This is a genomic window from bacterium, from assembly GCA_016124905.1.
Classification (GTDB): Bacteria; Pseudomonadota; Alphaproteobacteria; order Rickettsiales; family RI-342; genus RI-342.
Window position 1 is genome coordinate 17,749 of sequence record WGMV01000010.1, and the last position, 26,667, is coordinate 44,415.

The 26,667-nt window shown below is 58.5% G+C and carries 29 protein-coding genes and 1 pseudogene; 9 read left to right on the forward strand and 21 right to left on the reverse strand.

The genetic code is table 11. The features are described from left to right. The 17 genes from ccoG to hisB form a co-directional block, all read right to left on the reverse strand. A complete protein-coding gene (gene ccoG / locus GC177_03495; protein ID MBI1275018.1) occupies positions 1-1,401 on the reverse strand; it encodes a cytochrome c oxidase accessory protein CcoG in 1,401 nt (466 codons plus the stop codon). A gap of 7 nt (positions 1,402-1,408) precedes the next feature. Beyond that, entirely contained in the window at positions 1,409-2,344 is a 936-nt protein-coding gene (ccoP, locus tag GC177_03500) for a cytochrome-c oxidase, cbb3-type subunit III (GenBank protein MBI1275019.1), read from the reverse strand. Further along, positions 2,331-2,597 carry a CcoQ/FixQ family Cbb3-type cytochrome c oxidase assembly chaperone gene (locus tag GC177_03505; GenBank protein ID MBI1275020.1) on the reverse strand — a complete coding sequence of 89 codons (267 nt, stop codon included), beginning with the start codon at positions 2,595-2,597 and terminating at the stop codon, positions 2,331-2,333. Before GC177_03505 ends, ccoP begins: the two co-directional genes overlap by 14 nt. Beyond that, positions 2,485-3,216, reverse strand: coding sequence for a cytochrome-c oxidase, cbb3-type subunit II (gene ccoO, locus GC177_03510; protein MBI1275021.1), 732 nt, complete (start codon positions 3,214-3,216; stop codon positions 2,485-2,487). Before ccoO ends, GC177_03505 begins: the two co-directional genes overlap by 113 nt. Next, positions 3,209-4,648 (reverse strand): cytochrome-c oxidase, cbb3-type subunit I, encoded by a 1,440-nt coding sequence (ccoN, locus tag GC177_03515; GenBank protein ID MBI1275022.1) that lies wholly within the window; start codon positions 4,646-4,648, stop codon positions 3,209-3,211. The genes ccoO and ccoN overlap by 8 nt, the downstream gene beginning before the upstream one ends. Continuing rightward, a complete protein-coding gene (locus GC177_03520; protein ID MBI1275023.1) occupies positions 4,649-5,317 on the reverse strand; it encodes a hypothetical protein in 669 nt (222 codons plus the stop codon). 71 nt (positions 5,318-5,388) lie between these two features. Further along, a complete protein-coding gene (locus GC177_03525) occupies positions 5,389-6,309 on the reverse strand; it encodes a cation diffusion facilitator family transporter (GenBank protein MBI1275024.1) in 921 nt (306 codons plus the stop codon). Positions 6,310-6,311: 2 nt separating this feature from the next. Beyond that, positions 6,312-6,599 (reverse strand): hypothetical protein, encoded by a 288-nt coding sequence (locus GC177_03530; GenBank protein MBI1275025.1) that lies wholly within the window; start codon positions 6,597-6,599, stop codon positions 6,312-6,314. Positions 6,600-6,621: 22 nt separating this feature from the next. Then, the gene (locus GC177_03535; GenBank protein MBI1275026.1) at positions 6,622-6,846 is read right to left on the reverse strand and encodes a hypothetical protein; all 225 of its coding nucleotides are present in this window, start codon (positions 6,844-6,846) and stop codon (positions 6,622-6,624) included. Positions 6,847-6,862: 16 nt separating this feature from the next. Beyond that, entirely contained in the window at positions 6,863-7,234 is a 372-nt protein-coding gene (locus tag GC177_03540) for an HIT domain-containing protein (GenBank protein ID MBI1275027.1), read from the reverse strand. 3 nt (positions 7,235-7,237) lie between these two features. Then, positions 7,238-7,555 (reverse strand): phosphoribosyl-ATP diphosphatase, encoded by a 318-nt coding sequence (locus tag GC177_03545; GenBank protein MBI1275028.1) that lies wholly within the window; start codon positions 7,553-7,555, stop codon positions 7,238-7,240. A 20-nt stretch (positions 7,556-7,575) separates the two neighbouring features. Then, positions 7,576-8,334 (reverse strand): imidazole glycerol phosphate synthase subunit HisF, encoded by a 759-nt coding sequence (gene hisF, locus GC177_03550; protein MBI1275029.1) that lies wholly within the window; start codon positions 8,332-8,334, stop codon positions 7,576-7,578. A gap of 1 nt (position 8,335) precedes the next feature. Continuing rightward, on the reverse strand, positions 8,336-9,067 hold the full coding sequence (hisA, locus tag GC177_03555; protein ID MBI1275030.1) for a 1-(5-phosphoribosyl)-5-[(5-phosphoribosylamino)methylideneamino]imidazole-4-carboxamide isomerase: 732 nt from the start codon (positions 9,065-9,067) through the stop codon (positions 8,336-8,338). Then, entirely contained in the window at positions 9,064-9,579 is a 516-nt protein-coding gene (locus tag GC177_03560) for a GNAT family N-acetyltransferase (GenBank protein ID MBI1275031.1), read from the reverse strand. Before GC177_03560 ends, hisA begins: the two co-directional genes overlap by 4 nt. A gap of 13 nt (positions 9,580-9,592) precedes the next feature. Further along, positions 9,593-10,231 carry an imidazole glycerol phosphate synthase subunit HisH gene (gene hisH, locus GC177_03565; protein ID MBI1275032.1) on the reverse strand — a complete coding sequence of 213 codons (639 nt, stop codon included), beginning with the start codon at positions 10,229-10,231 and terminating at the stop codon, positions 9,593-9,595. Between the two features lie 2 nt (positions 10,232-10,233). Then, positions 10,234-10,656, reverse strand: a complete 423-nt coding sequence (locus tag GC177_03570; protein ID MBI1275033.1) for a DUF2628 domain-containing protein — start codon at positions 10,654-10,656, stop codon at positions 10,234-10,236. Next, complete coding sequence (hisB, locus tag GC177_03575) at positions 10,656-11,243, reverse strand: imidazoleglycerol-phosphate dehydratase HisB (protein MBI1275034.1); 588 nt, start codon at positions 11,241-11,243, stop codon at positions 10,656-10,658. The genes GC177_03570 and hisB overlap by 1 nt, the downstream gene beginning before the upstream one ends. A gap of 98 nt (positions 11,244-11,341) precedes the next feature. Between hisB and hslV the strand changes: the two genes are divergently transcribed. Continuing rightward, positions 11,342-11,908 (forward strand): ATP-dependent protease subunit HslV, encoded by a 567-nt coding sequence (hslV, locus tag GC177_03580; GenBank protein ID MBI1275035.1) that lies wholly within the window; start codon positions 11,342-11,344, stop codon positions 11,906-11,908. 11 nt (positions 11,909-11,919) lie between these two features. Next, on the forward strand, positions 11,920-13,233 hold the full coding sequence (hslU, locus tag GC177_03585; GenBank protein MBI1275036.1) for an ATP-dependent protease ATPase subunit HslU: 1,314 nt from the start codon (positions 11,920-11,922) through the stop codon (positions 13,231-13,233). 515 nt (positions 13,234-13,748) lie between these two features. On the opposite strand, the pseudogene GC177_03590 reads toward hslU, so the two are convergent. After that, positions 13,749-15,173: pseudogene (locus GC177_03590) on the reverse strand (amino acid permease). A gap of 114 nt (positions 15,174-15,287) precedes the next feature. On the opposite strand from GC177_03590, the gene yejB reads away from it, so the two are divergent. The 6 genes from yejB to GC177_03620 all read left to right on the forward strand — a co-directional run bounded on the left by yejB (position 15,288) and on the right by GC177_03620 (position 20,802). Further along, complete coding sequence (yejB, locus tag GC177_03595) at positions 15,288-16,379, forward strand: microcin C ABC transporter permease YejB (GenBank protein ID MBI1275037.1); 1,092 nt, start codon at positions 15,288-15,290, stop codon at positions 16,377-16,379. Between the two features lie 2 nt (positions 16,380-16,381). Then, positions 16,382-17,407: an ABC transporter permease subunit gene (locus GC177_03600; protein ID MBI1275038.1), complete on the forward strand. Its 1,026-nt coding sequence runs from the start codon at positions 16,382-16,384 to the stop codon at positions 17,405-17,407. 2 nt (positions 17,408-17,409) lie between these two features. After that, positions 17,410-19,005: a dipeptide ABC transporter ATP-binding protein gene (locus GC177_03605; protein MBI1275039.1), complete on the forward strand. Its 1,596-nt coding sequence runs from the start codon at positions 17,410-17,412 to the stop codon at positions 19,003-19,005. Positions 19,006-19,054: 49 nt separating this feature from the next. After that, positions 19,055-19,822, forward strand: coding sequence for a hypothetical protein (locus tag GC177_03610; GenBank protein MBI1275040.1), 768 nt, complete (start codon positions 19,055-19,057; stop codon positions 19,820-19,822). An 86-nt stretch (positions 19,823-19,908) separates the two neighbouring features. Further along, positions 19,909-20,385 (forward strand): single-stranded DNA-binding protein, encoded by a 477-nt coding sequence (ssb, locus tag GC177_03615; protein ID MBI1275041.1) that lies wholly within the window; start codon positions 19,909-19,911, stop codon positions 20,383-20,385. Between the two features lie 84 nt (positions 20,386-20,469). After that, the gene (locus GC177_03620; GenBank protein MBI1275042.1) at positions 20,470-20,802 is read left to right on the forward strand and encodes a divalent cation tolerance protein CutA; all 333 of its coding nucleotides are present in this window, start codon (positions 20,470-20,472) and stop codon (positions 20,800-20,802) included. Here GC177_03620 and GC177_03625 read toward each other — a convergent pair whose 3' ends face one another. Then, complete coding sequence (locus GC177_03625; GenBank protein MBI1275043.1) at positions 20,803-23,397, reverse strand: hypothetical protein; 2,595 nt, start codon at positions 23,395-23,397, stop codon at positions 20,803-20,805. Between the two features lie 60 nt (positions 23,398-23,457). Then, positions 23,458-24,411 (reverse strand): tRNA (adenosine(37)-N6)-dimethylallyltransferase MiaA, encoded by a 954-nt coding sequence (miaA, locus tag GC177_03630; protein MBI1275044.1) that lies wholly within the window; start codon positions 24,409-24,411, stop codon positions 23,458-23,460. Between the two features lie 20 nt (positions 24,412-24,431). Here miaA and serB point away from each other — a divergent pair, with 20 nt between their 5' ends. Further along, positions 24,432-25,343 carry a phosphoserine phosphatase SerB gene (gene serB / locus GC177_03635; GenBank protein MBI1275045.1) on the forward strand — a complete coding sequence of 304 codons (912 nt, stop codon included), beginning with the start codon at positions 24,432-24,434 and terminating at the stop codon, positions 25,341-25,343. Here serB and GC177_03640 read toward each other — a convergent pair. Beyond that, on the reverse strand, positions 25,340-26,560 hold the full coding sequence (locus tag GC177_03640) for an EAL domain-containing protein (protein MBI1275046.1): 1,221 nt from the start codon (positions 26,558-26,560) through the stop codon (positions 25,340-25,342). The two genes, serB and GC177_03640, sit on opposite strands and share 4 nt — an antisense overlap. Positions 26,561-26,667: the final 107 nt, after the last annotated feature.

Here is a 26,667-nt window from a genome sequence, read left to right on the forward strand (position 1 = left end):
TCACTCCCTTTCGCTGACAAAAATACTGCTGTCGCTTTCACGGATATTATTCTGGGTATCGGTGACGATAAATTCAATATGCTTTCGCGCTTCGGCTTGTTTGGGCGCGGTCAGGAAAACCCGAAAGTGGCCGACGCTGTCGGCAAACACATTCAGCGCATCGGGCGATAGGTCCTGACTGGCCTGAACGCGAATGTTTCTGGTGTCGATGCCTTTGATCTCGAGCTTATATTGCCGGTCTGTGTGATCCTTGTTGATCAGGCTGATGTTGTAGCCGTTGCGGATATCGCCGTCGGAGAGGGTGACGAAGATGGGGTTGCGGTCGTGCAATACGGTGATTTCAAGCGGGGATCGGGTCAGTAAACTATAGAGCATCAGGCTGCCGACTGCTGACATGATGCCGATGTACCAGAATGTACGCGGGCGGAAAAACCGGAAGGTGGAAGCTATGCCCTTGTCATGAGCTTCGGCCGTATCGTAACGGATAAGACCGTGGGGCAGGCCGATTTTGTCCATCACGTTGTTGCAGGCGTCCACGCACAGGCCGCAGGCGATGCATTCCATCTGCAGGCCGTTGCGGATGTCGATGCCCATCGGGCATACTACCACGCAGGAATCGCAATCAATGCAATGGCCACGGTTTTCCCAGCCGGTGCCCGCCTTGTGTTTTCCACGCGGTTCGCCGCGCCTTTCGTCGTAGGAGATGACGAGGGTGTCCTTATCAAACATGGCCGACTGGAAGCGTGCATACGGGCACATGTAGGTGCAGACCTGCTCACGTGCGAACCCGGCCATCACATAGGTGGAGAAGGTGAGGCCAAGGATCCAGCCGCCGACTGACCATGGCACGTCGGCATGGAGGATCTGGTCCATCAGTGTGGGGGCATCGTTGAAGTAAAAGACCCAGGCACCGCCCGTGCATAAACCAATGAGCAGCCATATAAGATGCGTCAGGGTTTTTTTGCGGATTTTTTCAAAATTCCAGGGTGATTCATCCAGCTTTTTACGGGCATTGCGGTCGCCCTGCACAATGCGTTCCACCCAGATGAAAAGATCCGTCCAGACGGTTTGAGGGCATGCATAGCCACACCAGACACGTCCTAGCAGGCTGGTGACGAAAAACAGCCCCACCGCCGCCAGAATCAGTATGCCGGTGATATAATAGACTTCCTGTGGCCAGATTTCGATGCCGAAGAAATAAGCCCGCCGATGTGGCATATCGATCAGAATGGCCTGGGATGGCATGTATTCGCCCCGGTCCCAGCGAATCCAGGGCGTCAGATAATAGATGCCCAGCAGGACAACCATCGCTACCCATTTCAGCTTACGGTATTTTCCCCATACGCGACGCGGATAAATGGTGCGTTGTTTGGCGAAAAGCTGGATGGGCTGTTCTGGCATATTTTACCTATCGGCCAGCCGGTTCCTTGGCGGAGGGCTGTGTTGGAGCGGCGGCTGGCATGATAGCGGGCGCTGCTTCACCGCCACCCAGCGAATGTACATAGATGGCCAGCTGCTTGATGGTGGTATCAGGCAGGCGGGCTTCCCAGGTGGGCATAACGCCATGGCGCGGGCTGTTGACCTGCCGCACGATGCTTGCCTTGTCACCGCCATAGAGCCAGATGGCATCGGCCAGGTTCGGCGCGCCGAAATCACGGCCGCCCTTGCCATCGTTGCCATGGCAGGAGGCGCAGTTGGTCGCAAAGAGGGTTGCGCCTTCCTCCGTGCCGCCCTGGTGGGTGGAGAGGCTCAGCACATAATCCGCCACGCTGGATATCTCGGCCGCTTTGAGAATGCCGTCCTTTCCGAAGGCGGGCATTGCGGAATCACGCGTTTCGGCATGGGTGGAGCGTATGCCGTGTTTGATGGTGGTATAGATGGCATCCAGATCGCCGCCCCAGAGCCAGTCATCATCGTTCAGATTCGGATAGCCGGGGCGTCCTTCGGCGCCGGTGCCGTGGCAGGCGGCGCAGTTTTCCTTGAACATGGTTTTACCGCCGGCGATGGCGAAGGCATAGAGCTCGGGATCGCTCTGGATGTCCTGCAATGAGGCAGTTTTGATCTTTTCGATATAAACGCCTCGCCTTGCGGTGATTTCGGATTGTTCATCGGCAAGCTTTTTATATTGCGTCCAGTGTTTGCTGCCTTGCGTATTGCCGTTAAGCGTCGGCCAGGCAGGATAGACCAACCAGTAACCTACGGCCCAGATGCAGCATAGAAAGAACACCCACAGCCACCAGCGCGGGGCGGGGTTATTCAGTTCCTTCAGTCCGTCCCATTCATGGCCGGTGGTTTCCACACCGGTGACGGTATCTTTTTCTTTAGGGGTATTAGGGTCGGCCATCATGGCGATCCTCCAGTGGGATATAGGCTAAGGCTTGCAGGTTCTGTTTGGCGCCGGGGCGTAATACCCACACCAGAATTCCAAGGAATACCGCCATGAAAAACAGCATTCCGATGGTGGGCGCGTGCTGAAGCAGGAACTCAATCATGTTGTTGCTCCGCGGGTTTGTAATCCTTGATATTGGCCAATGTGCCGAGCATCTGCAGATAGGCCACCAGGGCATCCATCTCAGAGACCATTTGCGGCTGACCATCAAAATCACGCTGGTTGATTTTTTCGCCGTAGCGTTCCTTCAGGCCGGTGGCGTCCGTTTCCGGATGCGCCTGGGCCATGGCATCGTTATAGGCATGTTCGATCATGGCATCGGTGTAAGGCACGCCCACGGTGCGTAGGGTTTTCATGTGCTTGTCGATATCGTCGATCGCGGCGCCGTTATGCAGCAGGAAGGCATAGGGAGGCATTATGGATTCAGGCACCACGTCCTTGGGGCGCTTGAGGTGCATGGTGTGCCATTCGTCCGAATATTTGCCGCCCACACGCGCCAGGTCGGGGCCGGTGCGTTTGGAGCCCCAGAGGAACGGATGATCGTACATGCTTTCGGCGGCGAGGGAGTAGGGGCCGTAGCGCTCGACCTCATCGCGCAGCGGCCGAATCTGCTGGCTGTGGCAGTTGGCGCAGCCTTCGCGGATGTAAATGTTCTGGCCGGCCAGCTCCAGCGGGGTGAGCGGACGCATGCCGCTGACTTTTTCGATGGTGGTCTCGATGCGGAAAAGCGGGACGATCTCAATCAGGCCGCCGATGGAAATGGCGATGATGATGCCGATCAGCAGCCAGATGGAGTTTTTTTCCAGTTTGCCATGATGCTTAAGCATGAGCGGACTCCAGATTGCGCGTTGCCTGGCTGGATTCTGCGCCGCAGATGGTTTTCCAGCAGTTATAGATCATGATGACCATGCCGCTGAGGTAGAGCAGGCCGCCCAGCGCGCGGATGATGTAGTAGGGGTGCATGGCGGCGACGGTTTCCACGAAGGAATATTCCAGGAAGCCCATGCTGTCATAGGCACGCCACATCAAACCCTGCATGATGCCCGCCACCCACATGGCCGTGATGTAAAGCACGATGCCGATGGTGGCGACCCAGAGATGGGTGTTCACGAGGCGCATAGAGTAGAGCTCCCTGCGCTTCCAGAGTATTGGCACAAGGTGATAGATGGCGCCGAAGCTGATGAAAGCCACCCAGCCGAGCGCGCCGGAATGCACGTGGCCGATGGTCCAGTCCGTATAGTGCGAGAGTGAATTCACCGCCTTGATGGACATGAGCGGACCTTCGAAGGTGCTCATGCCATAGAAGGCCAGGGCGATGATCATGAAGCGGAGCACCGGGTCATCACGCAGTTTGTTCCATGCGCCCGAGAGGGTCATGATGCCGTTGATCATGCCGCCCCAGCTGGGCATCCAGAGCATGATGGAGAAGGTCATGCCGAGCGTTTGCGCCCAGTCAGGCAGGGCAGTGTAATGCAGGTGGTGCGGACCGGCCCAGATGTAGATAAAGATCAGCGACCAGAAGTGCAGGATGGACAGGCGGTAAGAATAAACCGGGCGATTGGCGCGTTTGGGAATGAAGTAATACATGATGCCGAGGAAACCGGCGGTGAGGAAAAAGCCCACGGCATTATGGCCATACCACCACTGAATGAGCGCACTCTGCACGCCACCCCACACCGGATAGCTTTTTGTGCCGAGCAGGGAAACCGGGACCGATACGCCATTGACCAGGTGAAGCACGGCCACGGTGGCGATAAAGGCGAGGTAGAACCAGTTGGCCACGTAGATATGCGGTTCTTCGCGGTTTTTCAGCGTCATCAGAAAAATGGCGAGGTAGGCGACCCAGACAACCGTCAGCCAAAGGTCGGCATACCATTCCGGCTCGGCATATTCCTTGCCCTGGGTCACGCCGGTAACATAGCCAAGCGCGGCCATGACGATGAAAATCTGGTAACCCCAGAAGGTGAAAAGGGAGAGACCGTCGTTCCACAGGCGCGTGCGGCAGGTGCGCTGCACGACGAAGTAGCTGGTGGCGAAAAGCACGTTGCCGCCGAAAGCGAAAATCACCGCGGATGTGTGCAGCGGGCGAAGCCTGCCGAAATTGAGATATTCACCGAAATTGAGTTCCGGAAACGCCATTTGTAGCGCAATGAACAGCCCCACAGCCATGCCCACCACACCCCAGAATAATGAGGCGATGGTGAAGAGCTTGACGATGTCGTCGTTGTAAGCCGGGAGTGGTCGGGCGGTTTGCATGATTTACCTCGCTACTAATCTTTCGGCCATCACAAGGAGTGCGACGCCGTTGAATGCCATGACCGCGCGGCCGAGCTTCTGCATGAAAAACTGCCATTTGCGCGAAAGAAGTTCGGTGCCGATGCTGGCAATGAACAGGGCGGGAAGCGTGCCCGCAAAGAAGAAGAACATGGCCAGCATGGCCTTAAGCGGATTGGCCATGGTGGCTGCCATCATCAAGGCGGCATAAAGCAGGCCGCATGGCATAAAACCCAGAAAAAGGCCGCGAAGGTAGGTCAGCCGGCCCGTGGAGAAAAAACCGATATGCCGGAAAAACGGCAGGCCGCTTGCCAGAAACATGAACCCCGCCAGCATCAGCATGGCCGCTGAAACCCATGGCCAGTAAGGCGAGGCCGCAATCTGGCTGGAAAGAACAGCCGCCGCACCGCCCAGCAGCATGTAGGTGGTGGCGCGGCCGAGATGGTAATTAACGCCAAGACTGCGAGCAATGGTGCGGCCGGTGCCGCAGCTGCCGCAGCGGCTGCAGGCGGCGGTTTCGGCGCCAACCAGTGGGCCGCACATGGGCATGCAGTGGGTAAAACCGCCCGTAAGGCCGCCCAGAAAAAATACCAGGTAGAACGGCAGATTGCCGGAAGCGAACAGACCCGTGCAGTGCGTGATTAGTGCATTCATTGATTACCTCAATATGCACTAAATGATTTTTCGCGGTGTCGGGCATTGATTTAGGTCAAGCGGTGAAGGACTTAGTGGCGGTGCTTGACGGAGCCCGCGCAATTGTTGCTATGGTTACAGCCGCTTAGTTCAAACTGGAAATTGGTGTGGTGAATATTGTGCTGTTCGGCAACGTGCTGCGCCTTTTCCAGCAAATGATTGTCGGTAGGGAGTTGCTTGACGACCAGGTGCGCGGTCAGGCTGTTCTGGCCGCTGGTAATGGCCCAGACATGCAGTTCATGCACATCCTCCACGCCGGGCAGGGTTTTCAGATCATCCATGAGGGATTGCATTTCCATGCCGGAAGGGACGCCGTCCAGCAGGATATGGACGGATTCGCTAAGGAGCGCCCATGTGCGCGGCAGCACCCACAGGCCAATGAGCACGGCCATGACGGGGTCCACCTGCTGCCAGCCGGTGAGCTTAATGATGATGGCGGCCAGGATGACTGCCGCCGAACCAAGCATATCGGCCATGACCTCGGCATAGGCGGCCTTGAGGTTGAGGTTATCGTGCCCGCCCTGCAGCACTTTCATGCTGATGAGGTTGACCACGAGACCGAGTACGGCAATGACGAGCATGCCGGTGGAGGCGATTTCCGCCGGATGAAAGAAGCGCTGCCAGGCTTCATACAGGATGTAGAAGGCAACAATGAAGAGGGCGGAAGCATTCAGCGCGGCGGCCAGAATCTCGAACCGGCGATAACCGAAGGTGCGTTTGAAATCCGCCGGGCGTTCGCCGATTTTGGTGGCAACCAGCGCAATCACCAAGCCCATGACATCGGTCATCATGTGGGCTGCATCCGACAGCAGGGCAAGGCTGTCGGTGATGAGGCTGCCCACGACTTCCGCCACCAGATAGCCACCCGTGAGCATTAGTGCGATGGTCAGGCGTCTGGCGTTTGTAGAACCGGTGTGGTGATGGTGAACGTGGTGGTGATTCTGCCCGGCCATGCTTATTGCTGCCGTTCGCTCGCCGGTTCAAGCCATTCCTGCTTGCCGGGAATGACGAATTGAAGGAAAGACTGCTGGCCTTTCAGGCACTGGTTGTAGAGGATCTTGTTGTCCCAGTAACGGCGCATGCAGTCGTCATGCACGGTGGTGCCGTTGGGCGTGTCTTTCAGCAGGCGCTGCATGGGCAGGGTGCGTTGCTGATCTTCGGTGTTCATCTGATGTTCGGCAGCCTGCGCGATAAGGGCAACGGATGCCAGGAGGGTGGAGATGAGTAGTGCGCGGGTAAGCATGATGGGCCTCTTTTGCTGAAGGTTATTTCTTGTCTTCATTCAGGCATTGGTAATAGGCGAATTTATTGTCCCAGTATTTGCGGATGCATTCATCGTGCTTGGTGGTGCCGTTTTGGGTGCCTTTGGCTTCTTCATGCACGGGGTTGGGTTTCGGCTGGTCCACCGGGGTGGGCTGGGTGTCCTCGGCATAGGCGTTAACATAAGCCAGTGTACATAAGAGAGCGGCGAAGGTGGCGAGGCGTTTCATTGCATCCTCCTGGGGGTTAACGTGTGTGTGCATCGCCCGGCAGCAGACCGCCGAGCGGCTTGCCGGCCAGGATGTGCATGTGGAAATGCGGCACGGATTGCGAGGCGTCCGGGCCATGGTTGGCAATCAGACGGTATCCTCCCTGCACCAGGCCGAGCTGGGCGGCGATTTTCTGAATCGTGGCGAAGTAGCGCGCCACAGTCGCCGCGTCCGCTTTCTGCACAAAATCATCGAACGAGACATATTCGCCTTTCGGCACTACCAACACATGCACCGGGGCGGCGGGGGTGATGTCGTGAAAGGCGAGCACATGCTCGTCCTCGTGCACGGTTTTGTTGGGTATTTCCCCACGCAGGATACGGGCGAAGATATTGTTGCTGTCGTACATGCGTTATCCTTTGCGGCTCGCTTTTTCCTCAATGCCGGACTGGCCGGTGCGGCGCGCCAGTTCGGCCTCCACCTCCTGAAGCGAAATGCCCGAGGCTTCCAGCGCCACCAGCAGGTGATAGATCACGTCGGCGGCTTCGGCGATGGTGTGCCGGTCATCTTCCTGAATGGCGGCAATGGCGAATTCGAAAGCCTCCTCGCCGAATTTTTTGACGCAGGCTTCCGGCCCCCTGGCGAGAAGGCTGGCGGTGTAGGATTGCTTGGTGTCCGCCAGTTTTCGGTCGGCGATGGTGGCGGCCAGTTGGTGGATGATGGAATTCATACAGACCTTCGCTAACGTGCCTAGAGCCTGACGGGAATGCCCGCCTGTTGCATCGCCTGTTTTACCTCGCCGATGCGGTAAGTTCCATAGTGAAAGACGGATGCGGCCAGAACGGCGCTGGCATGGCCTTTCTGCACGCCGTCGATGAAATGCCGCATCTCTCCTACGCCGCCGGAGGCGATGACGGGAATATCCACCGCATCGGCCACGGCGGCGGTGAGCGGCAAGTTGTAGCCTTGTTTGGTGCCGTCACGGTCCATGGAGGTGAGCAGGATCTCGCCCGCGCCGAGAGATTGCATTTTTTTGGCATATTCCACGGCATTCAGGCCGGTAGGATTGCGCCCGCCGTGCGTGAAAAGCTCGTAAGTTCCGGGTGCGGTCTCTTTTGCATCGAGTGCGACGACGACACATTGGGCACCGAATTTCTCGGCGGCCTGTTTCACCAGATCGGGGTTGGTGATGGCGGCGGTGTTGATGGCGACCTTGTCTGCCCCTGCCAATAACAGGCGGCGGAAATCCTCCACCTCACGCACGCCGCCGCCGACAGTGAGCGGCATGAAACAAGCTTCCGCCACCTGGCGGACGACATCCAGCATGGTGCTGCGGCCTTCATGCGAGGCGGAGATGTCCAGGAAGCAAAGTTCGTCGGCGCCTTCGGCATCATAGAGGCGGGCCTGTTCGACCGGGTCGCCGGCATCGGTGAGGCCAACGAAATTCACGCCTTTCACCACGCGGCCGTCTTTAACGTCAAGGCAGGGAATGATGCGTGTTTTCAGCATATCAGGCGGCTTTGGCGCGGCTGAAGCGCCCGATGGCGGTGGCCAGGTCCACCGCGCCGTCGTAAAGCGCGCGGCCGACGATGACGCCGTGAATGGAGGGATGGCCCGCCAGTGCTTCCAGGTGGCCCATATTGCCGACGCCGCCTGAGGCGATGACCGGAATGGCGGTGTGGTCGGCCAGGGCGACGGTTTCCTCGATATTGGGGCCTTGCAGGGTGCCGTCGCGGCCGATATCGGTGTAAATAATGGCGGCGACGCCCGCGTCTTCAAAACGGCTGGCGAGCTCCAGCGCGCTGAGGTCGGAGGTTTCCGCCCAGCCTTCGGTGGCCACCATGCCGCCGCGGGCGTCGATGCCGACGGCGATCCTGCCGGGGAATGCCTTGCAGGCTTCCTTGACAAGCGATGGGTTCTTAACCGCCACGGTGCCGAGAATAACGCGGCTGATGCCCGCTTTCAGCCAGGATTCGATATGGGCCATCTCGCGGATGCCGCCACCCAGCTGCACCGGCATGCGGATGCGCTGCAAAATGGCTTCCACCGCCACACGGTTGACCGACTGGCCCGCAAACGCGCCGTTGAGATCCACCACATGCAGCCATTCGCTGCCTGCTTCGGCAAACGTCTCGGCCTGATCGGCCGGGTGGCTGGAAAAGACGGTCGCCTTGTTCATGTCACCTTGGTAGAGGCGCACGCATTGGCCGTCTTTCAGGTCGATGGCGGGAAAGATGATCATGTGAGGTTTTTGAAAAAGAAGTGGCCGGCGATGTAGGCGCCGCCGATACGCTCATGCCGGGGGAGAATGCCCCAGCATTCGTACCCTTGGGTTTCATACAGATGGATGGCGGCCTTCTGCGTGGCGCGCACGGAAAGGCGGATCTGCTCGTAGCTTTGCTGCTCGCCGGAGGTTTCGGCCGCCTGCAGCAGCGATTTTGCAAGGCCGTAGCCGCGTGCCCAGGGTGCGACGAAATGCTCCATGATGGTGGCGGCAAAAGAGGAGGTTTCCTGCCGTTTGCTGGGTTTCACCAGTTGCACGGCGCCTGCGATCTGCCCATCCAGACGGGCGAGGAACAGCTCGCGCTCGGGAATGACGAGGACGCCGTTCCAGTATTGTTCAAGCACTTCGCGGCCGGGAGGGTTGGCCCAGTTGAAGCCGATACCGTCGCGCACCGCTTCCTCGGTGGCTTCGCATAATTGCTCAAGCTCGCTGATTTTCAGTTTGTGGCAGCGTTCGATGACAAAGGGCATGGCGGCGTTCCCGTTAAGGCTTCCAGCGAAGGAAGTTTTCCAGCAGCTTAAGCCCCGTGGCCTGGCTTTTTTCAGGGTGAAACTGCGTACCCAGCCAGTTATCCCGCCCGACGATGGCCGTCAAGTTTTTGCCATGCTGCACCGTGGCAAGGCAGTGGGGGGGCAAGGCGCCATTGCTGCCTGTCATGTGGTAGCTATGCACAAAATAGGCATGGTCGCCGGTATGAATGCCTGCCAACAGGGGGTGAGGGAGTTGGATATTGAGGTTGTTCCAGCCCATGTGGGGAATTTTGATGCCGGGGGCGGGCGGTATTGGTTCCACTATCGCGTCAATCCATCCTAATCCTTGGTGAATGCCATGTTCATGGCCTTCTTTTGCCAGGAGCTGCATGCCCACGCAGATGCCGAGGAATGGTTTTGCCTCTTTTTTTACTGCGTTGTTCAACGATGCTTCCATATCCGGGATGGCTTTAAGCCCCGCTATGCAATCCCCGAATGCGCCGACGCCGGGAAGGACAATATAATCGGCTTTCTGAACGGTGTTCACATCGCTGCTGATGGCGATTTGCATACCTGCCGGAGCCACGCGTTCGCAGGCTTTCTGAGCGGAGCGGAGGTTGCCCGATCCATAATCGATAATAACGGCCTTCATCATCAGACCAGCACGCCCTGGTTGGGATGATAGACGGACTGGTCGTGGAACCAGCGGTCAAGAAAACGGCGTTCGGCTTCCATATGGCCTTTGCCGGTGACGACATCGGCAAGGGTGTAGCCGCGGGACTGAAGATAGGCTTCGCGCCAGTCGTTGGCGCTGATGCCGATATAGACATCCCAGCAGAGTTTGAGTGCCATGATGAGGCTGGGATCCGCCAGTTTGTGCTGCATGGCCCACCAGGTTCCGGTTTCCACCAGCACCAGCAGGGCGGTGATGAACCACAGGCGGTGATAAAGTGACCAGAGAATGGGGAAAATGAGCGCCGCCCAGTTGAAACCCTGCGGCACATACTGCATTTCCTCCAGCGGTTTATTGCTGCGGGTGGGACGGTAGACGGAATAGAGGTTCAGACGGCCGAACATCAGAGTACCCCTTTGGTGGAGGGGATGCTGTCGGCCTTGCGCGGATCAATCTCGATAGCCTGGCGCAGCGCACGGGCAAGGCCCTTGAAGCAGGATTCGATGATGTGATGGTTGTTGACGCCGTAGAGGTTCTCCACATGCAGGTTCATGCCAACCGCATGCGCGAAGGCATAGAACCACTCCCGGAACAGTTCGGTATCCATCTCACCGAGTTTGGCCTGGCTGAATTTCACGTTCCACACCACATAGGGGCGGTCGACCAGGTCGATCACCACGCGGGAGAGGGTCTCATCCATCGGGATATAGGCATGGCCGTAGCGGGTGATGCCCTTGCGCTCGTCCAGCGCCTTGCGCACGGCTTGACCGATGGTGATGGCGGAATCCTCCGTGGTGTGGTGGCCGTCGATGTGAAGATCGCCCTTGGCGGCGAGGGTGATGTCGATCAGGCTGTGGCGGGAGAGCTGCTCAAGCATGTGATTGAGAAAGCCAATGCCGGTATCCACCTTATAAACGCCGCTTCCGTCCAGGTTGACGGTGGCGGCGATGCTGGTTTCGCTGGTCTTGCGTTCGACGGTAGCTTTGCGCATGGCACGTATCCTTGAATTTGCCGTTTTTATAGCATGGCTGCCTTTAAACGCATTAACTTTACCACTATATCCAGCCTGAACACGGAAAGGACGCCCCCATGAGCGAGGAATATAAAGCGGATAACGGCCTGCCAAGCTGGCATGGAACCACGATTTTATGCGTCCGCAAGGGCGATAAGGTGGTGATGGCGGGGGACGGGCAGGTGTCGCTCGGGTCCACGGTGGTGAAGGGCACGGCCAAAAAAGTGCGCCGTCTGGGTGCCGGGGGCCATATCATCGCCGGGTTTGCGGGGGCGACGGCGGATGCGTTTACCCTGTTCGAGCGGCTGGAAGCCAAGCTGGAGAAGCATCCCGGCCAGTTGACGCGTGCCTGCGTGGAGCTGGCGAAGGACTGGCGGACGGACCGTTACTTGCGCCGTCTGGAGGCCATGATGGCGGTGGCGGACAAAAATGCCGCGCTGATTCTGACCGGGAATGGCGATGTGCTGGAGCCGGAGGACGGAATCATCGGTATTGGATCGGGCGGGACCTATGCGCTTTCCGCCGCGCGAGCGCTTGCACGTAATACGGATCTGGATGCCCGTACCATTGCGGAGAAGGCGATGGCGGTGGCGGCTGAGATTTGCGTGTATACCAATGGCAATTTGACGATTGAAGAAATATAGAAAGAAAAATCATGTCTGAATTATCCCCCCGTGAGATTGTTTCCGAGCTCGACCGCTTCATCGTCGGCCAGAAGGATGCGAAGAAGGCCGTGGCGATTGCGCTGCGCAACCGCTGGCGGCGTCAGCAGCTGGAAAGCCCGCTGAAAGAGGAAGTAGTGCCAAAGAATATTCTGATGATCGGGCCGACGGGCTGCGGGAAGACGGAGATATCCCGCCGTCTGGCCAAGCTGGCCAAGGCGCCGTTCATCAAGGTGGAGGCGACCAAGTTCACGGAAGTGGGCTATGTGGGGCGCGATGTGGAATCCATCATTCGCGATCTGATGGAAGTGGCGCTGCACCTGACGCGTGAGCGCATGCATGAGGACGTGCGCGCCAAAGCCGAAACCGCCGCCGAGGAACGTTTGCTGGATGCGCTGGTGGGACAAAATAGCGGGGCAGAGACGCGGCAGAAATTCCGTCAGAAGATTCAGAAGGGCGAGCTGGATGCTACCGATGTGACACTCGACCTGGCTGATGGCGGCAACAGTTTCATGAATGCCTTTGACATTCCCGGCATGCCGGGAGGGCAGATGGGCGTGCTGAACATGAGCGACATGCTCTCCAAAGCCATGGGTGGCGCGCGCACCAAAAGCCGCACGCTGAAGGTAAAGCAGGCCCTGCCGCTGCTAATTTCAGAAGAGAGCGACAAGCTGGTGGACCAGGAAGCGATCATTCGCGAGTCTATTCAGGCGGTGGAAAATCACGGCATTGTGTTTATCGACGAGATCGACAAGATCGCCTCGCGCAGCGAATATCGCGGTGCGGAGGTGAGCCGCGAAGGGGTGCAGCGTGATTTGCTGCCGTTGATCGAAGGTACTACGGTGATGACCAAGCACGGCCCGGTGAAGACAGACCATGTGCTGTTCATTGCTTCCGGTGCATTCCATATGGCTAAGCCTTCGGATCTGCTGCCGGAACTGCAGGGGCGTTTGCCTATCCGCGTGGAGCTTCAGCCGCTCAGCGAAGAGGATATGGTACGCATCCTAAAAGAGCCGGAGGCTTCGCTTATTCGCCAGTATGTAGCCTTGATGGCAACGGAAGGCCTGGTGCTGGATTTCAAGGACGAGGCGATCAAGGCCATTGCCGATATCGCTACACGGGTGAACCGCGAGGTGGAGAATATCGGCGCGCGCAGGCTGCATACCATTATGGAGAAGCTGGTGGAGGAGATAGCCTTTACCGCTGCCGACCGCAATGGAGAGACCATCGTCATTGATGCGGATTACGTGAGCGGCAAGCTGGAAGATGTGGCTTCCAACATGGATCTGTCCAAGTTCATTCTGTAGAATGGCCGCAATAAAAAACGCCCGCTGCATGCGCAGCGGGCGTTGTCGTTTAAACCGTCAGAGGGTTACTTCTTTTTCGGTTTGGCTTTGGCAGCCGGTTTTTTAACGGGAGCCTTTTTTGCCGGAGCTTTTTTGACAGCAGCTTTTTTAACCGGAACTTTTGCTGCGGGCTTTTTAGCGGCGGGAGCCGGTTTTTTTGCCGGAGTCACTTTCTTCACCGTTGCCCGTTTGGCCGGTTTGCCTTTCGCGGCGGGTGCTACAGGTTTTGCCGGGGCAGCCGGCGCAGGTTTCTTTTCAGCGACAGGCGCTGGTGCGGCAGGCTTCGGTGCTTCCACCGGCTTGGAAACGACCACGGCCGTGGCTGCGGCGCCTGCCGGGGCTACCGGCGGCTGCGTCACAGGCTTATAGGGCGCTGCGGGAGTTGGGTTGTAGGGAGCAGGCGTATGCGGGCGCGGCATGGTGTGCTGCGGCAATGCGGGAGCTACCTTGGGCGCTGCCGCGGCAGTGCCTTTGGCCACTTTGCTGTTTTTATAGCCATAGAAGAAGTAGAAAACCATGCCAATGGCCAGCCAGGTGCCCATGAGCTTGTAGATCTCCGTCGGCAGGCCGTACACCAGGTACAGGCAGAATACGATACCGAGAATCGGCACCAGCGGGTAGCCGGGTGTGCGGAAGGGGCGGACCAGGTTTGGCTCTTTCTTGCGCAGGTACATGACGCTGAAGCACACAACGGCGAAGGCCATCAGCGTGCCCATGCTTACCAAGTGACCCAGCGTGCTGATGGGGGTCAGACCGGCGGCGGTGCCGATGAGAAAGCCAACCAGCAGGGTGTTAATGTGCGGTGTTTTGAAGGTGGGATGAATGCGGGAGAAGATGCTCGGCAGCAGCCCATCGCTCGACATGATGTAGAAGATGCGCGTCTGGCCATACATCACCACCAGGATTACCGAGCTGAGGCCGGTAATGGCGCCGATTTTTACCAGGAAAGAGAGCCAGGGCAGGTTCATGGCATCCACGCCGATGGCCATGGGATCGGGCACGTTCAGCTTGCTGTAATGCACGATGCCGGTGAGGACTGCGGACACAATGATGTAAAGGATGGTGCAGATGACCAGCGAGCCGAGGATGCCGATCGGCATATCACGCTGCGGGTTCTTAGCTTCCTGAGCAGCGGTAGAGACAGCCTCGAAACCAATATAGGCAAAGAAGATCATGCCAGCCGCGGCGAGGATGCCTGAATAACCGAATTTACCCTCGGAGATTTCCGGCGGGATGAAGGGGGTCCAGTTTGCCGTGTCTATATGAAAGACGCCGAAGCCAACGAAGAGCAGGATCACGGCCAGTTTGATGGCTACGATGATGTTGTTGACGTTGGCGGATTCCTTTACGCCGATGGTGAGCAGGATGGCCACCAGCATGGCAATGCAGAAGGCAGGCAGGTTGAAGATGGGCTCAACGGTGCTGCCATCGGCCAGGGTAACCGCGCCGCCATAGGTCGCATGTGCCCATTCCGGGGGTATCATGATGTGCATGCTTTCCATAAGGCTGACGAAATAGCCGCTCCAGCCTACCGCCACCGTGGAAGCCGAAAGGCCGTATTCAAGCAGCAGTAATAACCCCATGAACCAGGCCATCAACTCCCCGAGCGTGGCATAGGCATAGGTGTAGGCGCTGCCGGAAACGGGCAGCACGGAGGAAAGCTCCGCATAGCAGAGGCCGGTAAAGGCGCAGGCGATGCCCGCAAGGATGAAGGCAAGCACGATGGCGGGGCCTGCATGCTCAGCCGCGGCGGTGCCGGTGATGACGAAGATACCTGCGCCGATGATGGCGCCGATGCCGAGAGAGATGAGGTTGAATGGGCCTAATGAACGCTTGAGGTGGTTGCTCTTGCCTTCCGCCTGGATGGCAGCAACGGATTTTTTCACCAACAATCGTGACATGTGAAGCCCCTGAATTTTTTGCAATCCGCAAACTGCTAGCACAGCCGCTTGCTGTTTGGCAATCTTGTTCTTCCTCTACCCATTTGAGGGGGAGTAGGTTATGGTCGCCGCATGATCTGGAATTACCTGCTCAAACGTGTGCTGCTGATGATACCCACTTTGCTGGGCATCATGCTGCTGAACTTCGCGGTGGTGCAGGCCGTGCCGGGCGGGCCGGTGGACCAGATGATCTCGCAGATCAAGAAGGGGGGCTTCGGCCACGGAAACGGCGTACTGGAGCGTGTGACTTCCGGCGGGGCCGATATGCCCGTGCAGGGCGGGCAGGATGCCAACCGCGGCGCGCAGGGGCTCGACCCTGAGCTGCTGGCGCAGATACGAAAGCTCTATGGTTTTGATAAGCCCGCGCCGGAGCGGTTTCTCCAGATGCTCAAGCAGTATGCAATGTTTGATTTCGGCGAGAGTTTTTTTCGTTCCGCCCGCGTGAGCGAACTGATCGTTCAGCGTCTGCCCGTGTCCATCTCTCTCGGGTTATGGTCCACTCTGCTGATCTACCTGATTGCCGTGCCGCTTGGCATTGCCAAGGCCGTGCGTGACGGTTCGCGGTTTGATGTGGCCACCAGCGTGATGCTCACCGTCTGTTACGCGGTGCCTTCCTTCCTGTTTGCCGTGGCGCTGGTGGTGCTGTTCGCCGGCGGCAGCTATCTGGACTGGTTTCCCTTGCGCGGGCTGGTATCGGAAAACTGGCACGACCTTGCCTGGCCTGCGCGCATACTGGATTATTTCTGGCATATCGCCCTGCCGGTGCTGGCGATGGTGATGGGCGGGTTTGCCAGCCTTGCCATGCTGACCAAAAACAGCTTTCTGGACGAGGTTCGCAAGCAATATGTGCTTACCGCGCGCGCCAAAGGTTTAAGCGAAGGGCGGGTGCTGTGGGGGCATGTGTTCCGCAACGCCATGCTGCTGGTGATATCGGGGTTGCCCGCCGCATTTCTGGGCGCGCTGTTTACCGGCGCTTTGCTGATCGAGGTGATCTTCTCGCTCGATGGATTGGGCCTGCTCGGGTTTGAGGCGGCGATGCAGCGGGATTATCCGGTGATGTTCGGCACCTTGTATATTTTCACGTTTCTTGGGTTGATTGTTGGGCTTATCGGTGACCTGACCTATCGATGGGTTGACCCGCGCATTGATTTCGAAAGGCGAGGGTAGGCATGTTATCCGCCGTGACACGCCGACGTTTTTTCCAGTTTCGCGCTAACAGGCGCGGGTGGTACAGCCTATGGATTTTTCTGATTTTGTTTCTGTTCACGCTGTTTGCGGATATCGTCGCCAATGACAGGCCGATTGTTGCGTATAGCCATGGGCATTTTTATATGCCGATTCTATGGGATTATCCGGAAACGGATTTCGGCGGCGTGTTCGAGACGCCCGCCGATTACCGCGACCCGGCGGTGCAGAAGCTGATCAAGGATGAGGGCTGGATGATCTGGCCGCCCATTCACTACCGTTATGACAGCATCAACTGGAACCTCGGCGCGCCTGCGCCCACGCCGCCTTCGTGGGAGAACTGGCTGGGCACGGACGACCAGGGGCGTGATGTACTGGCGCGGCTGCTGTACGGGCTGAGGGTGTCCATCCTGTTCGGTCTCGCCTTGACGGCGGCAACGCTGGTGATCGGCATTTTCCTCGGCGCGGTGCAAGGATTTTTCGGCGGATGGGTGGACCTGGTCGCGCAGCGGTTGATTGAGATATGGTCAGGCATGCCGATCCTCTACCTGCTGTTGATTCTGGCGAGCCTGGTGCAGCCCACGGTGAGCTGGCTTCTGCTGCTGATGCTGCTGTTCAGCTGGATGGGCATTGCCGGGTTGGTGCGTGCGGAGGTGCTGCGCGCGCGCAATTTCGATTATGTGCGCGCGGCGCGGGCGCTTGGCGTGCGCGAGCGCACCATCATGTTCCGCCATGTGCTGCCGAATGCGCTGGTGGCCACGGTCACCATGCTGCCCTTCATGCTGTGCGGGGCCATCACCACGTTAACGGCGCTGGATTTCCTCGGTTTCGGTCTGCCGCCGGGCTCGGCATCGCTGGGTGAATTGCTGGCGCAGGGCAAAAATAATCTTCAGGCCTCATGGCTGGGGCTGACCGGTTTTATCGTCATGGCCGTGTTGCTGAGCCTGCTGGTGTTCATCGGCGAGGCGTTGCGTGACGCGCTGGATCCTCACCGCAAGCGGGGTGCATAGCCATGCCGCTGCTGGAGATAAAAGACCTCACCCTTCGCTATGGAAGCCAGGAGCTGATCACATCGGCCAGCCTCAGCATCAAGAAGGGCAGCACGCTGGCGTTGGTGGGTGAAAGCGGATCAGGCAAGAGCCTGACCGCGCTCAGCATCATGGGGCTGCAGCCTGCATCGATGCAGATAGATGCGGAAAGCAGCATTCGCTTTGACGGGCATGAGCTGGTGGGCATGCCGGAAGGTGAAAAACGGCTGATGCGCGGCAAACAGATGGCCATGATTTTCCAGGAGCCGATGACGGCGCTTAACCCGCTGCACAGCATCGGCAGGCAGATCGGCGAAGCGCTGCTCGTTCACCACCGTTACACACGAGAGCAGGTGAAGCGCGAGGTCATCAACCTGTTGAAGGAAGTCGGGCTGGATGCATTAACGGAGCGGCTGGGGGCTTATCCTTATGAATTGTCCGGCGGGCAGCGCCAGCGGGTGATGATTGCCATGGCCATTGCCAACCGCCCGCAATTGCTGATTGCCGACGAGCCGACCACGGCGCTGGATGTGACGGTGCAGGCGCAGATACTGGCATTGCTCAAGGAGCTTCAGCAGAAATACGGCATGGCGCTGATGCTGATCACGCACGATCTGGGGCTGGTGCGGCGTTACGCGGATGACGTGGCCGTGATGAAGGATGGCGAGGTGGTGGAACGCGCAAGCGTGGCGACCCTGTTTGCCAAGCCCAAGCATGCCTACACGAAACTGCTGCTGGCGGCGGCGCCCAAGGGCGAGAACTTCAACATCGTGGATGAGAGCGGTGCGCCACTGCTGATGGCCGGGCCGATTGAGGTGAAATTTTCGCGCCGCAAGAACCTGTGGGGTAAAACCATCGATGAGCTGATTGCCGTGGATGGCGCGCGGGTTTCCATCCAGCCGGGCGAGGCGCTTGGGCTGGTGGGGGAGAGCGGTTCGGGCAAAAGCATGCTGGCGATGGCTTTGCTGCGCCTGGTGCCTTCCAGCGGGCCGGTGAGTTTCATCGGGCGCCGGCTGGATAACCTGCCTGCCGGGGAGTTGCGGGCCATGCGCCGCCAGCTACAGCTGGTGTTTCAGGACCCCTATGGCAGCATGAACCCCCGCATGACGGTGGGGGATATTATCCTGGAAGGAGCCAGGCTGCACGGCATTGGGGCAGATGATGCCCAGCGGCAGGAAATGGCGGCCGCGCTGCTGAAGGAAGTGGGATTGAACGGCGATATACTCGAGCGGCACCCGCATGAGTTTTCCGGCGGGCAGCGGCAGCGCATCGCGCTGGTGCGGGCGCTTATCCTCAAACCCAAGCTGCTGGTGCTGGATGAGCCGACCTCCGCGCTGGATGCCGCCACGCAGATGCAGATGGTGGACCTGTTTCGCAGGCTTCAGGGCAAATATGGCCTTTCCTATCTGTTTATCAGCCATGATCTTCGCGTCATCAAGGCGCTTTGCCACCGGGTGATGGTGATGAAAGACGGCAAGGTGGTGGAGGATGCGCCGATGGGCAAACTTTTTGCCAAGCCGAAATATGTTTATACCAAGGCGTTGATTGACGCCGCTTTTCCAGAGCCGATGGACGCATAAGCGTCAAAATGTCACATTTTTTCCTTAAGGTTCCTCCCCGGAGGAAGCCATGAGTCTTTTATCGCAGGATGTCTGGGAACATCACTTCAAACCCATGTTCAACACCTGGCGCGAGTTCGTGCCGATGGTGGGCGCGGTTCCCTGTTCCGTGCTGCCGATCAAGGAGGTAACCAAAACCATTGCCGATATGCAGGGGCTTTTTCATCTGGAGGGTGTTCCGCAATCTCTGAATGAGGCGCTGGAAACGGCGAGCGGGTTTTCAGAGGATCGTTTAAAACAGGCGATTGCCTCGCTTGCCGCGCAATGGGACTATTATTTTCATGCCGCATGTGAAAACCTGCGTGATACATGGCTTCAGACCGGGCTTGGCGGGGACATGCCCGAACAGATTACGGAAAGAGCGCAGCGCTTCATTGAGGGTGCTTACGGCGAACCGCTGGTATTCCTGTTCCTTGGCGCTTTTGCTGAGGCCTGCGGCATTTATCCGGAAGATATTGATGTGGGCGGACTGAGCCTCGCGGATTATATCGCAGAGGAACATGCACGTTTTGATGATTTCGCCAGTGTATATCATGACGCCCATTTTATTTTTGATACGGATAATCCGGAGCCTTCCCGCATGCAGGCGCGTCGGCGATTTGAACGAACGGCAGGTACTTTTACGGAGTTTGAATCCCTGCGAACCGAACGTGACGATATTCTTTTGAGTACATTCGGCGAGGCGGCTTTGAGAAGCCCCGAGCAGATATCCTGCCGCATTACCATCCCTATGGCGCTGGAGCAGGCGCGGGCGGAAGCCCAGCAAAGGTTTGCCTGAGCCGTTAAAATCCCCTTTGCCTTTCCATGGCAGTCCGCTAAATTAACACAAAGTTTACCGTTAAGCCGATTAGCATGGAGTGAGTGATGGCAGGCAGCGTAAATAAAGTGATTCTGGTCGGCAATCTCGGGCGTGACCCGGAAATTCGTTCCACACAGGACGGCAAGGAAATCGCCAATCTGGCCATTGCCACGTCCGAATCCTGGAAGGACCGCAACTCGGGCGAGCGTAAGGAACGTACCGAGTGGCACCGCGTGGTGATCTTCAACGATGCACTGGTGAATATCGCCAAAAACTACCTGCGCAAGGGCGCGAAAGTGTATATCGAAGGCGCGCTGCAAACGCGCAAATGGACCGACCAGGGCGGAATGGAACGTTATTCCACCGAGGTGGTACTGCAGGGCTTCAACGCCACGCTGACGATGCTGGATTCCCGCCGTGGCGAAGGCGAGCGCGACAATGATTACGGCAGCGGCTCCTCTTACAGCGCACCGTCCTCCGCGCCCAGCCGCCAGCCGCAGCCTGCCATGGCCGAAGCGCTGGACGACGATATTCCGTTCTAGGGCTTGGGGTAAAGATGAAAGCGGGTTTACCGGACGGTAAATCCGCTTTTTTTATATCCGAGCAAACCATTACCGGGGAATGCCATGCTGCGCCTTATCTATGCCACGTTTCCAACCATGGAGGATGCCAAACGCATGGCGCGCATGCTGGTGGAGCGCAAGCTGGCCGCCTGCGTCAACCTATTGCCGGGGGCTGCGTCCATCTATCGCTGGGAAGGGAAGATGGAAGAGGAGCAGGAGGTGATCATGGTCACCAAAAGCACCGCGGCCAAGTGGTCGGAGATCGAGACCCTATTTGAGGAGGACCATCCGCATGATGTGCCTGCGCTGGTGTGCGTGTCCACCTATGCGGCCTTGCCGGTGTTTGCGGATTGGGTGATGCGGGAAACGGAGAGTTTTCCGTCGGATTCGGAGTGATTATTTTCCCGTGCTATGCTGCTGGCCATTGGCCTGGCCAGATATGCGCTGGATGAAATTATCCAGCCCCTCGCCGAAGGCGTGTTCGGCGGCGCGCACAAGCTGGTTGTCATGCTGTTTCAGCTCATCCAGCGACAAGGGCTTTTCCAGGTGCACGCTCAATACTTCTTCCAAGGGCAGGGGTTGCAGGCCGACCTTGACGGCGATGTCGTTCATGCCGGCCAGCATGCGTTCGCGCCGTTCCAGCCAGAGGGGTTCCACCTCATGGCCGATATTGCCTTTCAGGTGGTTCAGCACCTCACGGTAGTTGCCCTGTTTATGCTGGGCGATGGTTTCCTGGAAGTGGTGATCCATCACGCGGCGGGCTTTGTCGTCAAACTGGTCCCATTCCGCCGTGGCGGCATTGGCGAAGGCGTAAAAGATTTTATAGCCACGTTCGATCTGTTTGCTTTTTTCCTCAGCATTGCCACGCACCCGCTGGAACACGCCGAGAGATGCCTGCAACAATGGCAGGCCGACTTTTTCAAAAATATCCACGATCAGCCGTTCGCGATTGAAGGCGAGCGAAGCCAGAAAGCCCGGCGCGCCGCTGAGGGCATCCCTGGCCAGCCCCTTGAATTCGACATTTTTATTGAGGATGTCGATGTTGTTTTTAAGCCGTTCATACACCAGGCTTTGGAAGGCCTGCACGAAAGTGAGGAATTCCTGCTGGTAACGCTGCATGACATCGGCTTCGAAATCCTGCTTGAAGCGCTGGAGCGAGTCGCTCTCGATGCGGTGGTTCTGATAGCCTTCGATGAGCTGATCGGCGATATCGGGCGTGGGGGTGGAGGAAAGGCCCAGCCTGTCGCCATTGACGATCATCTGCGAGGAGCCCGGCGCGCCTTGCCTTCCTGCACGGCCGCGCAGCTGCCATTGCACGCGCCCGGAAGCGGGCAGCAGGGCGGGTATGACATGGAGGCCGCCCGCGTCCAGCACCTCCCTGGTCGGTTTGATGTCGATGCCACGACCGCCAAGGATGGTGGTAAGGGTGATGGCGCCGGGTTTGCCTGCCTCGGCAATAACCGAGCTTTCCTGCTCAGGCGTGAGGCCGTCGAGCCGTTTCACATGGTCCATGCCCTGCTGGGCGAGATGGGCTGTAAAGCGGTTGACATCGTCGATCGATTCCAGCGCCACCAGCGAGGGGCGGCCCTGACGGGCCATTTCCACCAGCTGATCGGTGAGGGTGGAGAAGAAGCCTGTTTCACCGCCCTGGGTGATGAGGGTCGGCAGGTCTTGCCGTTTGCTGATGTTGTGCGGGGGAATGAACACCGGGGCGAGGTGAAAACGCGCGTGCATTTCCTCCAACTCCACCCGGTTGCCGGCGGTGCCGGTCATGCTGTTGAAATCCGCATATTGCCGCACGAACTGGGCCAGCGTCATGGAGGGAGCGGCGGTGCCTTCCTCCTCCACCGGGAAGCCAAGCCGCGCATGCAGGAACTGGTGAACGCCCTGCGACCAGCGAGAGGATTGTTTCAACTCGCCGCTTTTATCCTTGTCCACCACCACAGCCTGATAGGCGGGGCGGCCGGGCTTGCTGAAGGCCGGGCTGGGCTGCACCACATAGTCGCGGTCTTCTTCCAGCTGGCCGGCGCGATGGGCGGAGTTCAGCCATTCCATCAGCAGGGAATCATCCCAGCCCGCAATGGTTTCCCGCTGCTCGGGGGATTCGTTCAGCAGCCATTGGCGGGCTTTCTGGGCCCATGCCTCGTTCGCTTCTGCCGAGGCGGGGAAGCGTTCGATGAAATGATTGAGGCTGTAATAGACCCAGGCGATGTCGCTTTCCCGGGCGCTGCTGGTGGAGATGCGGTAGCTGCTCAGGCTGTCCATCAGAGCGTAATCGGCCTCGTCCAGCAATAATGAATCGTATGGACGAAAGCCACGTGAGGGCTGGCCGTAATATTGTTCCAGCAGGCTGTCGAACACGCCACGGTCGATCGGGGCGTAGATCACATCGCCCGCATAGCCCGCACGGCGGCGGTTCTGGTCATGTTCATCGTCGCCGGGCGGGATGCTGGCCCGCAGCCCCAGATCGTTGAACATGCTGTTGAAGAACTGCGCGCCTTCCTCGGAGAGGTAATGGCTGGTGGTCATGACATCCACCTTATGACCGCCTGCCGCTTTTAACCCAGCGAGCAGGGCGAAGATAAGGGTCTTGCCTTCGCCGGTTTTGACCTCGGCCAGCACGCCTTCCTTGCTCTGGATGTGCCAGAGGGCGGTGAGCATCTGTTCGGCATTGGCATAGATGGGGCGAGGGCGGTCGGCTGTTTTGCGGAAAATCCATTCACGCGAGATGGCGAGCCAGGCGATCTGCAGGCCTTCCTGTCCGGGATCGGCCCGCATTTTCGTCATGATTTCCCCGGCGGAGCGTTTCAGCTCGGCATCGCTGGCCTTGGCGCAGAATTGCTCCATGTTGGACAGGGTGTTCCAGCCGGTTGCCAGTTTCGTGTAGGCTTGTTCCGGCAGCATCTCCCGACCGGGGCCCGCGCGCAGGCGGCCGATGCGCTCGGCAATCGGCATGTCGTCTGGCGGTGGGGTCGGGCGTTTGGTGCTCATGAACCGCGTTGGCTAGAATTTCAAGAGGATACAAAATAGCAGAGAAGCATGGCAAATTTATTAATTTTTTAATGACTCCGCGCCTTCACGCACGGTTTCCCAGGCGATTTCGGGCGAAAGCCAGGTGATTTCCTCAATCTGGTTGCGCAGCCAGGTCAATTGGCGCTTGGCGTAACGCCGGGTGTTGGTCTGGGTGTCGGTAATGGCGGCCTCCAGGGGCAGCTCCCCGGCCAGATGGGCGGTAAATTCCCTCACGCCCTGGCCTTTCATCACCGGCAGATGGCCGGAAAGGCCACGTTTCATCAGGTGTTTCACCTCTTCCAGGGCGCCGTCGCGCACCATGTCATGCACCCGGTCATCGATGCTTTTGTACAGTTTCGGCCGAAGCGGCATGAGGGCATAGGCCAGGATTGTGGCCTCCGGAAAGGGAAGGGCCGTGTTTTTTTGCCATATGCGGATGGACTGGCCGGTCAGTTCCAGCATTTCCCACGCGCGCATGAGGCGCTGAGGGTTCTGGGTGTCGATGGTGCCTTCCAGCAGCGGGTCCCGTTTGAGCAGGGTTTCGGCAAAGGCGGGCAGCCCTATCCGTTCCAGCAGGGCATAGCCCTTTTGGCGGAGTTCCATTGGCGCGGCGGGCATTTCGGCCATGCCATGCATCAGGGCCTTGATGTAAAGCCCCGTGCCGCCGGTGACGATGGGCAGCACGCCCTGTGCCCAGCAGGCTTCCAGCACATGGGTGAGTTCGCGCAGCCAGTCGCCGGTGGAGTAATTGGCAGCGCCGTCGATATGGCCGTAGAGGTGGTGGGGTACGAGGGCGGTGTCGCGTTCCGGCGGGCGGGCGGAAAGCACGCGCAGATCCTTGTAGACCTGCTGGCTGTCGGCATTAATGACCGCACCGCGATACCCCCCCGCCACGGCCAGCGCGAGGGCGGATTTTCCGCTCGCGGTCGGGCCGGTGAGGATGAGGATGGGGTTTTTGGCCATTGCCGGAAGGATGCCGATATGGTTAATCACCCTATCCCATAGGATCACTCATGCCTGCAAGCAATCACGAAGATCGCTACGCCCTGGTTCTGGCCTTTACGCAAGCGCCCGAACCCGCCATTCATGATGCATTGAACCTGTGCCGTGACGAGCAGGCCGTGTTGCACGGGCAGCGCTGGCTGGAAGAACCACAGGCCTATGAGCTGGACCTGAGCGTGAGGGATGCCGCTGCGTTGCGTGCCAGGCTGGCCGCATTATCAGAGAAACATGCATGCGACGCGCTGCTGGTGCCGCAGAAAGGCCGTTTGAAGAAGCTGTTGGTGAGCGACATGGATTCCACCATGATCATGCAGGAATGCATCGATGAAATGGCGGATATGCTGCATATCAAACCACAGATATCGGCCATCACCGAACGCGCCATGCGCGGGGAGCTGAATTTTGAGGCGGCCCTTAAGGAGCGTGTGGGGCTGTTGAAAGGGCTGCCGCTTGAGAAGCTGGAAGCTGTATGGGCGGAACGCATCACCGCCATGGCCGGTGCATCGGAACTGATTGACGCCATGAACGACATGAAGGTGCCGAGCGTGCTAGTGTCCGGAGGGTTCACCTTTTTTACCGAACGTGTGGCTAAACTTCTAGGGTTTCAGGCGCATTTCAGCAATGTGCTGGAGATAGAGAATGGCGCGCTCACCGGCAGGGTGAAGGAACCCATATTGGGAGCGGATGCCAAGCTGCAAACAATGCTGGAATGGTGCGAAAAGCTTGGCATTGGGCCCGAAGACGTGATGGCGCTCGGCGACGGCGCCAACGATCTGCCGATGTTGAAGGCCGCGGGGATGGGAATTGCCTACCATGCAAAGCCGCATGTGCTGGCCGAGACGGATTATCACATCATCCGTACCACATTGAAAACGGCGCTTTGGGCACAAGGTATTGCAACGGGTGAACGTGTTCCCGCTTAGTTTACCACCTTGCTGTCGGGGTTGATCAGCGTATCCAGATAACGCCCCTGGAACAGGCTGATGCCCATGGACTGACCGTGTTCCACGGCTTCGCGCGTGTCGCAGCGGCAGAGGATGAGGCGCGTGGGGCCGCAGCGTTCCACCGCTGTGCGCAGGATGCGCTCGCGCTCCTCCTTGGGCATGCCGGTTTTGATGGCGCTGTTCCATTGGAGTTTGGCAAGGTCGAAACCGAGGGCGGCGCGGTCCAGCTGGGTGAAGCTGAGATCGGTCAGGCCATCGAGGCACACGCGATAACCTTTTTTCTGTACCATTTCCTTGGCGAAAATGAAGCCCTGCATGTCGGCGAATACATCCGACACCTGAATTTCGATGACGACGGAGACGCGCAGCTGCGGTTTCATGGCGGCGTCGAAGGCGCTGAATTTATCCGACAGAAGACTGCTGACATTGAGGTTGAGGCTGAGCGGCGTATCGAAATAGGCGGCGGGCTGTTTGCGCAGCATGTCGAGCATCTTGCCGTCGAGAATCTGTGTGAGGTAGGCGAACAGATTGCGGTTGGCCGTGAGGTCCACATTGCTCATGATGAGCTTCCGCAGGTGCGGAATGTTGATGTAGAATTCATCGAACACGCGGCGCACCGGTTTGCCGGGAACCAGCGCGCAAATGGGCTGGCGGCGCATGACGCGGCTGAGATCGGCCGCGAGGATGTCGGATTCGATGGAGGAAAGGCGCGAGGGCGTGAGCGGGCGGATATCCTCCTCACCCGGCTTGGTGACGGTTTTCGCCGGTACGGCCGGATTGGTGTTGGCCGCAGCATTCTTTTTGCGCCGGGCAATTTCCACCAGAGCATCGTCGCCAAGGGAGAGGTCGTGAATGGAACTGAAATTCGGGTTCTCGGAACCTTCGGTATCGTAGGCCAGGGGGTCGTCCGTGTAGAGATAGCGCAGGCGGAAAATCATTTTCTCCAGCTGGGATTTGGTGATGCCCTTGCAAAGCAGCACGATGTCCCGGTCCTTCAGAATGAAAATGGAGCCTTCGCCATCTTTGACATAATCCTGAACGACATTGATGGCGATTTTGGTCTGGTAATCGTTGCGGTGATGCTCCAGCAACTCGGAAAAACGAAGATGGACGGAGCGCCAGCTGGCGAGATCGCCCGCGATGGAATTAAGGAATTCCACCAGTTTGATTTCACTGTCTTTCGTGACGAGCTTCATTCAAAACCTTTGCGCTACAGGTCTTTATGCACAGTAATGGTGGTTTTGGCCTCGTGCAACCACAAGTGATGGCGATTTGAACTGGAACCAACCTATTCAACCCGGCT